The following is a 10,179-nucleotide window of genomic DNA, read 5'->3' on the forward strand; positions in this document are numbered from 1 at the left end:
AAGCAAAATGCTCTTTTTATTTGACACCAATTTTGTATGCGGTATCATAGTATATGGGCATATCGGAATTTACTTTTTCTTTCCGCCTACGCTTTTCCATCCAGTCTGCACTCTTACAGATTGATCCACGAATTGGGATTTATTTTTACCGCCAAAAAACCTTTCTCCAATACCATTAGTTAGTACACCTAATAAGGCAGTAAATCCAATTATAAGCAAAGCAACAATTGTTAAATCTGTTATGTAACCAACCATGATAAACCTCCATCTTTCTTTTCACAGTTTCCTGTGATTAGTATGAATCATCCCCTATCCTTATTTTATTCGAAACTTTCGTGTATTAAAAGGGGTAATTCCACAAATACTTAATCTGGCAGGATATATCGTTTTTTAGGCCAAATTATAGCTTATTTACTTTCTTTTCGCGTACACCATAATGGAAAGGAAAGCTGGGAGCTTATCATGCTGGAATAAATATTTGCGCCACCAAATCTAAGGTTTGGGAAGCAGAAAAGGAGCAGATCCATGCATTGGTATGAAAAATTGAATCAGTATTTCCCTATTGAGGAAATGAAATCGAAAGATCATATGGAAACACTTCTAAAGGAGCGTTCAGACATTTATCATAAGGATGAAGGCCCTCACCATGTCCTTATGTATGTAGAGCTCGATAATTTTGTATTTATTGATTATTTATTTGTATCAACGGAATCCCGTGGCCAAGGGCTGGGCCATAAATTGCTTGAAAAGCTTAAAGCGAAGGGGAAACCTATTATTTTAGAAGTTGAGCCAGTTGATTATGAAGATACCGATACAGAAAAACGTTTGCGTTTTTATAAAAGGGAAGGATTTGAGCATGCCCAATCAATTGGTTACAGCCGTAGATCACTTGCAACTAATGAAATTAATACGATGGAAATTCTTTATTGGTCCCCGGGGAATGAAAGTGAAGAAATGATTTATGAAGCAATGAAAAAAACATATGAAATGATTCACACCTATAGGGACACGCACTTTTATGGCCAATCTTATCAGCCGGTTGATGAAGTTCTAACTTTTGAAGAAGATAAAAATGGCCAGGATGTTTTGGAGGATGTATAAGTAACGCAATATAAGCAGATCGTCACTTAATGGAAAAACACAGCCACTTATGGAAATGGCTGTGTTTTCATTTTCATAAACTAATTGAGAATAAAAAAATTGAATTTTAGGTTTAATCAACAGAAACATGGGTATTTATTAAGGGATTAGAAAAAATATTTATTCTATTTCTACATAATTTTCCTTAAAACAGTAAGTTGTTGTCTTCTTTAATAATAAAATAGGAAAATTAATTAAAAAAATGAAACTTTTCGCTTGCTGGTTCGTCTTATATAGTAGATTTGTTTCTCAAACAGGTTTGTTTAATTTATGTATAAGACTTTTATCATATTTATAAAAAGTTATACCAAATGGATCTTGTTTAGTGTATAATAATTAATATAAATTACTTGATTAAAGTTATTTTAATTTAGGTAGCTCTAAATATATGTAATTAAACAAATATTAATCTAAATAATGGATTTATAAATGTCTAAATTTAAGGAGTGTGAATTTGTAAAATGGTCACATTATACACTTCACCAAGTTGTACATCTTGCAGAAAAGCGAAATCATGGCTGGAAGAACATGAAATTAGCTATAAAGAAAGAAATATCTTTTCAGAGCCGCTGTCCATTGAGGAGATTAAAGAAATTCTTCGAATGACAGAAGATGGGACAGATGAAATTATTTCTACTCGCTCCAAGACATTCCAAAAGCTTGATGTGAACCTTGAAACAATGCCGTTACAAGATTTGTTCGAGCTGATTAAAGATAACCCTGGTCTTCTTCGCCGCCCAATCATTATTGACGAAAAACGTCTGCAGGTTGGATATAACGAAGATGAAATCAGACGTTTCCTACCAAGAAAGGTTCGTACTTACCAGCTGCGTGAAGCACAGCGCATGGTTAACTAATATTACAGTCAGGCCTTCTTTCTGCTTGCAGAAGAGGGTCTTTTTTATTATCAATGTGAAAAAAACAAGGAAAATGGAGATAATAATAGAATAAATAAAAAACCACATATGCAATTTCATTATTGGAATATACACATTGCTAAAGGGGCAATAATTTAGGCCAATGGTAATAGGCATATAACGGTTTTTTTAAAGATATGACTTTTTAATTCCCTTTATTCTTATTTTGTCATAAAATAAAAGTACAAGGTACAAAATACACTTTACCTTCTTTTAAATGGGGATTAACCAATTGATTTACGGGTAAATGGATAACACACATGACTGCTGGGGGTATTTAGTCCCTTCAATCATAGCCAGAAGGGAGAGTTGCTGCATGGAAATCGAACGTATTAATGATCATACAGTTAAATTTTATATTTCTTATCTTGATATAGAAGAAAGAGGCTTTGACCGTGAAGAGATTTGGTACAATCGTGAACGGAGTGAAGAACTCTTTTGGGAAATGATGGATGAAGTTCATCAGGAGGAAGAATTTCTTGTGGAGGGGCCGCTGTGGATACAGGTTCAGGCTTTGGATAAAGGCTTGGAGGTATTGGTTACAAAGGCTCAGCTTTCCAAGGATGGGCAAAAATTTGAACTTCCTGTTCCTGATGAAAAAGTGAAAGACTTGCCTGTTGATGAACATATAGAGGATATGCTTGATCATCACTTCCGCAAATCAGATGATGATGACGAAGGATATGAGGGAGACCTTGAATTTCTTTTAACTTTTAAAGACTTTGAAGATATTATATCCTTATCGAAACGTACCAACCTTGATGCCATTAACACCAAGTTATATTCCTTTGAAGGGAAATACTATTTATTTGCCGAGTTTCCGGAAGATTTTTTTGAAGAAGATGATATAGATAACATGCTAAGCATTCTTCTGGAGTATGGGCAAGAAACAAGCACTACGATTCACCGTATTGTGGAATACGGTAAATTGATTATAGAAGAAAATGTCTTTGAACATTTAAGAAAACATTTTAAATAATTATAGCCGATTTCATTTTTGAAATCGGTTTTTTTATTTGGTTCTGTTAAAGCTCATTGTTGTTTTTGGCACTTTGTTGATTGGAGCGGAAGGCACGAGATCCTCGAAAATGCATTCGCATTTCCTTCGTGCGGTGTGTTTCAACGATGTTTATTCAAAATCCTGCGGGAGTGCGGATTAAAGGGAGACCCCGCAGGCTTAATGCTTAAGGAGGCTCCCGGACCGCCCTCGGTTCGACGAGCGCTTGGAGCGGAAATCAACAAGCAAAGTTAACAGAGCTTTATTTAAAAAGTGATATTATTTTTTCAGGGGTGAGAGGAATTTGGGAGCAGAATGGAGAAATAGCACTTGTTAGGAAAGGAGCTGATTATTTGTTAGTTGCTAACACAAAGGGAGGGGAACGAGTAAATTTATTTGAAAAGCATAACCTCCTCACTTTAAAAGAATTCAGGAAACTGAACGCCTTTTTTTGCCCTGAATGCAACGAAGAGGTTGTCCTGAAAATTGGTTCGAAGCGTATTCCTCATTTTAGCCACAAAAAGGGGTCGGAATGTCCAGAAAGCTATGAAAGGGAGTCGGATTATCATATTAACGGCAAACTTCTCTTATTTGCCTGGCTAAAAGAAAAAGGGCTTGATCCGGTTCTTGAACCTTACTACTCGAACATATCCCAAAGGCCTGACGTTGGCGTCAATTATGAAGGAGCAGACTATGCTATTGAATATCAGTGTTCAGTCATATCTGAGGCCTTATTTAAAAAACGTTCAGAGGCGTATATTCAGTCAGGCATCATTCCTATATGGATACTGGCAGGCAAAAATTTAAGGCGCATAGGAAAAAATAAAATATCTTTATCTGGTTTCCAGTATTTATTTCTTCGCAAAACTGCTTTAGGAAATTGGGTGATTCCTTTCTTTTGCCCCATCACTAAGTCTTTCATCAATACTCATCAGATCGTTCCATTTACAGTTAGAAACTCTTTTTCAAATTTTGATATTAACCCATTGAGTCATGCCAGCTTGAAAATGTTATTTGATCCACCGCATCTTCCAGGCAACCTAAGCCATTATGAGTGGCGAAGGGAGATAAGACAAACTAAAAATTTTCTTTCGCAAACCCGCGGGTCTTTCCACAATAAATTTCTGCAAGAGTTATATTCCCGATCACTTATTCCCTCTCTCCTCCCTCCTGAGATTGGCCTTCCGGTATTTCACGCTCCTTATATCGAAACATCCCCTTTACAGTGGCAAGGTTATTTATTTATGGATGTACTTATGAAGGATGATGTGTTTTCTTTGGAAAAAATGATTTCATGCTTTCATAAAAGGGTATGGAAAAGTGATATTAAAACCAGAAAGCTTCCTCTTGTTCACAGTGGAGAGGCTGTTCTTGCCGTGAAAGAATATGTGGAGTTGCTTGTTAACCTAAAGATTCTTGAAAAAGCAGGAAAGGGTCTATTTAGAAAAACGGCTCCTTATTCAGCATCTGAAAATCAGACCTCGCTGCTTCAACGGGAAGAGGACTTTTACCGGGAAAAAGGTACTATTATTGTTGACGGTACAAAGCAATCTATTTTTGTTAAATAAGAATTAATGAAAATGCCTTATTTAACATAAAATAATTGAGGATTGCGCAATAAATACCCTTAAAAGAAGGATTTTTTCGCTGGAAAGAGAAGATACAGTAATGGTGATTTAGAAAATAGGACCTTTGAATGGAGGATGAAGAATGGCAAACGAAGCAACGGTAAAAAAACTTCCTGCAAGAAGCGAGATTGCAGCAGAAGATACTTGGCGTCTTGAAGACGTTTTTTCTACAGATAATGATTGGGATAAAGAATATAAAGAAGTAGAGAAACTAATTCCTGAAGCAGGCAAGTATCAGGGCAAGCTTGGTGAAAACGCGGAGACCTTATACGAAGCCCTGCAGTTCCAGGATCATTTATTATCTCGCCTCGGGAAGCTATATACATATGCCCATATGCGTTATGACCAGGATACAACAAATTCTTTTTACCAGGGCATGGATGACAGGATTAAAAATCTATACTCGGAAGCTGCCAGTACATTGGCTTATATTGTGCCAGAACTGCTTGCGGTTGATGAACAAAAAATTGGCGGTTTTCTAGAAGAAAAGAAAGAACTTCAGCTATATAAGCATTCTCTTGAGGAAATTAATCTTCAAAGGCCGCATGTATTATCTGCTGAGCAGGAGGCGCTGCTGGCTCAGGCTTCCGAAGTGCTTGGGGCGTCCAGCAATACATTTGGCATGTTGAATAATGCCGACTTGGAGTTTCCGTCCATTAAGGATGAAAATGGCGAGGAAGTAGAAATAACCCATGGACGATTTATCCGCTTTCTTGAAAGTGATGATCAGCGTGTCCGCCACGATGCCTTTAAAGCTGTGTACGGCACTTACGGGAAGTTCCGCAATACGTTCGCAAGCACTTTAAGCGGAAATATTAAGAAGGACAATTTCAACGCCAAGATTCGAAACTATGATTCCGCACGCCATGCGGCACTAGCAGCCAATAATATTCCTGAAAGTGTTTATGAAAATTTAGTTAACACCGTCAACAATAATCTTCATCTCCTGCACCGCTATGTGAAGCTGCGCAAGAAGGTTTTAGGCGTTGATGAGCTTCATATGTATGATTTATATACACCATTGGTTAAAGAAGTAAAAATGGAGATACCTTATGATGAAGCAAAAGATTTAATTCTTAAAGGATTAAAACCGCTTGGCGGGGATTATTTAAATATCTTAAAAGAAGGATTTGAAAACCGCTGGGTGGATGTCCATGAAAATAAAGGCAAAAGAAGCGGTGCCTATTCTTCCGGGACATATGGAACCAATCCATATATCCTAATGAACTGGCAGGATAATGTGAATAATTTGTTTACCCTTGCCCATGAATTTGGGCATTCCGTACACAGTTATTACACTCGCAAACACCAGCCATATCCATATGGAAATTATTCAATCTTTGTTGCTGAGGTGGCCTCTACCTGCAATGAAGCACTTTTAAATGACTATTTGCTGAAAACCATTGATGATGATAAGAAACGTTTATATTTGCTGAACCATTACCTTGAAGGCTTTAGAGGAACTGTTTTCCGCCAGACGATGTTTGCGGAGTTTGAGCATATGATCCACAAAAAGGCGCAAAACAATGAAGCTTTGACTGCAGATTCATTAACAAAAGAGTATTATGAACTGAACAAGAAATATTTTGGGGAAGAAGACATTGTCATCGATGAAGAAATTGGGCTTGAATGGTCAAGAATCCCACATTTCTATTACAATTATTATGTATATCAATATGCAACTGGATTTAGCGCAGCGACAGCGTTAAGCAAACAAATCCTTGAGGAAGGCCAACCTGCAGTCGATAGATATATTGAGTTCCTAAAGTCCGGAAGCTCTGATTATCCGATCGAAGTCCTGAGAAAAGCGGGTGTCGATATGACAAGCAGCAAGCCAATTGAAGATGCATGCAAAGTTTTTGAATATAAGCTAAACGAAATGGAGAGCCTGCTTTCATAATAATAAAGGGACCAGTCAAATTGACTGGTCCCTTTTTGTTTTGGTTAGAAGCCTTTAAACCGCCTGCGGTCATTCAAATACAATAAAAGGATCAGCAGGGAGACAAATAGAAGGGGAGAGGTAATAAAAATAGGGATGAGCTTCATTAAACCAAAAATATTTAAAATAAAGGAGAGCAAAATGAGTACAAGCATGACGATGATCGGCAGTTTTTTCATTTATGGTCTCCTCCTTATCTTATTGTTTTCAAAGATCCGTCTTTGTAAGGGAACCACTGCAGAAGAACATTTTGTATAATCTTATGCGTTTGTCCGATCTATCATGACTTGATTATGACAATATTGTGAAAAAGCACACAAACTTATTGTTTGCTTGTTTTTATCATGGTATATTACAGGTGTGAAGTTGATCACAAGCAAACATATACCCCTTTGTTTGATCGTGAAAAATTTCTCCCATCCCCTTTGTTCGTATAAATAATCCGAAAAAAGCCGTGCTCACGATCTGCATGGTTTTTTTCATTTGAAAGGCCATATCCTTTTGGCTCTGTTAAAAATAGAAAAAGCTGTGCACTCTGCACAGCTTTTTGCTAACCTATATATTTCCAAAACTTCCCGTACTTAGCCGGAATATGTTCAACTACTTGTTTTAACTGCAGTTTCTTCATTTCCCGGTTTACATCGCTTTCTGACATCTCATATACAACTGAGATTTCCTTGCTTGCAACAAGCTTAAAATATTTTAAGAAATATTCAAGCGGTGGAAGGGCAGATCGCTCTGGCTTTGCAGGAAGCATTTCTTCCAAAATCTGTTCATAAATTTCATAAGGGTAATAACCGGTAACTTTGATTCCTTCTTCTTCAATATTCTCATTGAAGAATACAAGAGTTGGGATTTCCTGGACATCCATTTCAGCGGTAATTTTTAAGTCACATTGAAAAGCTTTCGCTGCACTATCTGAATGGATATCAGAAACAAACTCGACTACATCAAGACCGACATCTTTTGCACAATCCTTTAGTACCTCAAAGTTGGAGACATTCTGTTTCTCAAGAAACAAAACCTCCTGAAGCTTGCGTAAAAATTTGATCCCCGCTCTTCTGCCCTGCAATTCAGCTGCTTTAATTGCAATAGATGCAAGATGGGGAGAGGAAATCGGATTCTCAAACCAGACGCTTCCATCGCAAGACATCCCGGAGCGGCTTGCTGTTTTTTCCCACAAGTCCGCAATGTTTTCGTAATTTTGCCTTTTTCCCATATTTAAGGTTGCCAACCGTCCGCTTAATACATGCTTTATGGAAAAATAACGGCCATACTCAATCAGCAGCTTTTTAATGATCGGCTCCAATGCCCAGCATTCCGGACAAAGGGGGTCGACGAACATATATACTTCAATCGGCTTTTTCTCACTGCCGTGGCAATGCGGAGAGGCCTGCTTTTTTTCATATGATTCCCGCTTGTTCACGAGCCTTCACCTTTCACATCGTTTTCAGGTGTATTAATCATATGCTGTGCAGTAAGAACAAGCCTTGCAAAAAAATCCTCCCGCAAAGGACCCTCAAGCCCTATTTCATCCATTGCGCTATCCATGCAGGAAAGCCAAGCCCGGGCCCGGGTTTCCGTTATTGGGAAAGGAATGTGCCTGGCACGCAGCATTGGATGCCCATGTTCTGAAGTATATAATGGAGGCCCCCCTAAATATTGGGTCAGGAATTGTTTTTGTTTTCTGGCTGTCTCTGTCAGGTCATCTGGAAAAATAGGAACGAGATCAGGATGTTGTCCTACGCGCAGGTAAAAAGCGTCTATAAGCTGGTGGAGCTTTTCCTCGCCAATAGCGTCGAAGGGAGTGTGCATTTTCTCGGCCATATTTAAAACTCCTTTTATGAGTTAGTTCATTAAATGAAAATCTTCCTATTTAATATTGGATGATGTTATCTGTTTATATTCTATCAATGAGGCATTTATATCTCAAACAAATAGCTTACAGCAGAACTTTAGCTTTGGAAATGACCTGGCAATGGCACTTAATCTTTCTTTTAGTATGAGTTAACAGCATAGCATCAATCCGGGTGAAAGATAAAACATTAGCCTAACGAGGACATAGCAAAAGCCGCCTAAAAAACAGGCGGCTTTTGCTATACAATTTTTAAGCTATAAAAGATGCGGTTATCTTTTTTATGTAGTTCAGTGTCTCCTTAAATGGGGGAACACCGCCGTACTTATCTACATTTCCGGGCCCTGCATTATAGGCGGCAAGTGCCAATTCAATATTATCCCCATACCTGTCCATCATTTGGCGAAGATATTTTACCCCGCCAAATATGTTTTCCGCTGGGTCAAATATATTTTTTACGCCAAGGCCCCTGGCGGTTTCGGGCATAAGCTGCATCAGGCCTGAAGCGCCTGCTTGGCTAACGGCATTTGGATTAAAATTCGATTCTTGTTTGATAACAGATTTAATTAAATGAACAGGCACATTAAACATGTCTGATGCTTTTAGAATCAAATCATCGAAATCTCCAGTTGGCGATCCGGCGATTTTTGTAAGCTTGACCGGAGGCAGGGCAGCAGCATTCAAACGATTATTATCAGTTAGGTTAAAGTAAGGCTCCAGGGAAGCAATGGTGCCAAGGCCCCCAGTAACTTGGAGTGGGGAAGACTGGTCACTAGCCGATACAAGACCTGTTAAAAGCTGTTGAAACAAAGGGCTTGAGTTGTGATTTTGCTTTACATGGTTAAAGCCTTGAAGAGCCTGCAATTCAAGCATGATTTTCATTTGATCTACATTCATAGTAAAGCTCCTTGGCAAAAGGGAAACTTCCTTATTGTGATTCCTTTTGCTGTCTATATTTTTCATTATAGAAACGCTTAATTTTATTTTCGGTTTTCCTGACAGGAATGTTTAGCTGTTTAAGCAGATTAAGAAAAATGGATTCGCCTTCTTCTCTTTTGCCCACTTCATACTCTATCTCAAAATCTTCCTTGTTTAAATAGCGGCTGTGATCTAAAACAGCTAGTCCGTTCAAATATTTTTTTTCTGCCCGGGTGGTTGAGAGTGAGCCGAAGTATTGAAGATTATCAGGGTTTATACCCATTTCCTCGATCGCCTTTTTTATTTGTTCAAAAGGAATTTTTCCTGTTTTTATAATCTGCTGGGCCTCAGGCGCTGTAAGGTTTTCGTTGGTTTCCAAAAGCCCTTCCGGGTGAGGCTGTTTTAGCGTGATTTCAAATGATTCATTTTTCCTTCTTATTCTTAGCGCGCTGCCATGAGTTTTTAAAGAAAATTCAGGTGTATCAAAGTAATGGTTTACCTGTTCGGTAAAATCTTGTTCATCGATCCCCAAAAACTTCATTAATGTTAATAATTCATCTTTAGTGATCATGTTTTTAAATTCAATTTCAATATTTTTAGACAAGTTTAACACCTCAATTAAAAGCTATTTCTTTTATTATCTCCTTCATAAGCCATGACTTCAATCATTGAGATTTTTTAAACTCCTGTGATAAAGTGAAACTCAATCAGTGGGGAAATCCTTTCATTCCCCACTGATTGCTAGTTGAACCAATCGGGCTTTTACGGGCAGTAGGTCCCACAAT

The 10,179-nt window shown here is 38.0% G+C and carries 11 protein-coding genes; 5 read left to right on the forward strand and 6 right to left on the reverse strand.

Features of this window, described 5'->3' with window-relative positions; translation table 11 throughout:
- Window positions 1-69: 69 nt before the first annotated feature.
- Window positions 70-255 (reverse strand): hypothetical protein, encoded by a 186-nt coding sequence (locus IQ19_RS24050; protein ID WP_144545870.1) that lies wholly within the window; start codon window positions 253-255, stop codon window positions 70-72.
- A gap of 270 nt (window positions 256-525) precedes the next feature.
- Between IQ19_RS24050 and IQ19_RS24055 the strand changes: the two genes are divergently transcribed.
- The 5 genes from IQ19_RS24055 to pepF all read left to right on the forward strand — a co-directional run bounded on the left by IQ19_RS24055 (window position 526) and on the right by pepF (window position 6,582).
- Window positions 526-1,101 (forward strand): GNAT family N-acetyltransferase, encoded by a 576-nt coding sequence (locus IQ19_RS24055; RefSeq protein ID WP_144545872.1) that lies wholly within the window; start codon window positions 526-528, stop codon window positions 1,099-1,101.
- A 500-nt stretch (window positions 1,102-1,601) separates the two neighbouring features.
- Entirely contained in the window at window positions 1,602-1,997 is a 396-nt protein-coding gene (gene spxA, locus IQ19_RS24060) for a transcriptional regulator SpxA (RefSeq protein WP_144545874.1), read from the forward strand.
- Between the two features lie 376 nt (window positions 1,998-2,373).
- Window positions 2,374-3,036: an adaptor protein MecA gene (gene mecA, locus IQ19_RS24065; RefSeq protein WP_144545876.1), complete on the forward strand. Its 663-nt coding sequence runs from the start codon at window positions 2,374-2,376 to the stop codon at window positions 3,034-3,036.
- Between the two features lie 371 nt (window positions 3,037-3,407).
- On the forward strand, window positions 3,408-4,622 hold the full coding sequence (locus tag IQ19_RS24070; protein WP_144545878.1) for a competence protein CoiA: 1,215 nt from the start codon (window positions 3,408-3,410) through the stop codon (window positions 4,620-4,622).
- A 142-nt stretch (window positions 4,623-4,764) separates the two neighbouring features.
- Window positions 4,765-6,582: an oligoendopeptidase F gene (pepF, locus tag IQ19_RS24075; protein ID WP_144545880.1), complete on the forward strand. Its 1,818-nt coding sequence runs from the start codon at window positions 4,765-4,767 to the stop codon at window positions 6,580-6,582.
- A 44-nt stretch (window positions 6,583-6,626) separates the two neighbouring features.
- Here pepF and IQ19_RS28225 read toward each other — a convergent pair whose 3' ends face one another.
- From IQ19_RS28225 to IQ19_RS24095, 5 genes are all read right to left on the reverse strand, one after another.
- Window positions 6,627-6,800 (reverse strand): hypothetical protein, encoded by a 174-nt coding sequence (locus IQ19_RS28225; protein ID WP_181396143.1) that lies wholly within the window; start codon window positions 6,798-6,800, stop codon window positions 6,627-6,629.
- Between the two features lie 371 nt (window positions 6,801-7,171).
- The gene (locus IQ19_RS24080; protein WP_144545882.1) at window positions 7,172-8,047 is read right to left on the reverse strand and encodes a ClpXP adapter SpxH family protein; all 876 of its coding nucleotides are present in this window, start codon (window positions 8,045-8,047) and stop codon (window positions 7,172-7,174) included.
- Window positions 8,044-8,448: a globin domain-containing protein gene (locus tag IQ19_RS24085; protein WP_144545884.1), complete on the reverse strand. Its 405-nt coding sequence runs from the start codon at window positions 8,446-8,448 to the stop codon at window positions 8,044-8,046. Before IQ19_RS24085 ends, IQ19_RS24080 begins: the two co-directional genes overlap by 4 nt.
- 280 nt (window positions 8,449-8,728) lie before the next feature.
- Window positions 8,729-9,373 carry a lytic transglycosylase domain-containing protein gene (locus IQ19_RS24090; protein ID WP_144545886.1) on the reverse strand — a complete coding sequence of 215 codons (645 nt, stop codon included), beginning with the start codon at window positions 9,371-9,373 and terminating at the stop codon, window positions 8,729-8,731.
- A gap of 31 nt (window positions 9,374-9,404) precedes the next feature.
- A complete protein-coding gene (locus IQ19_RS24095; protein ID WP_144545888.1) occupies window positions 9,405-9,998 on the reverse strand; it encodes a CYTH domain-containing protein in 594 nt (197 codons plus the stop codon).
- Window positions 9,999-10,179: the final 181 nt, after the last annotated feature.

This window comes from Cytobacillus oceanisediminis (genome assembly GCF_007830235.1).
Taxonomy (GTDB): Bacteria; Bacillota; Bacilli; order Bacillales; family Cytobacillaceae; genus Cytobacillus; species Cytobacillus oceanisediminis.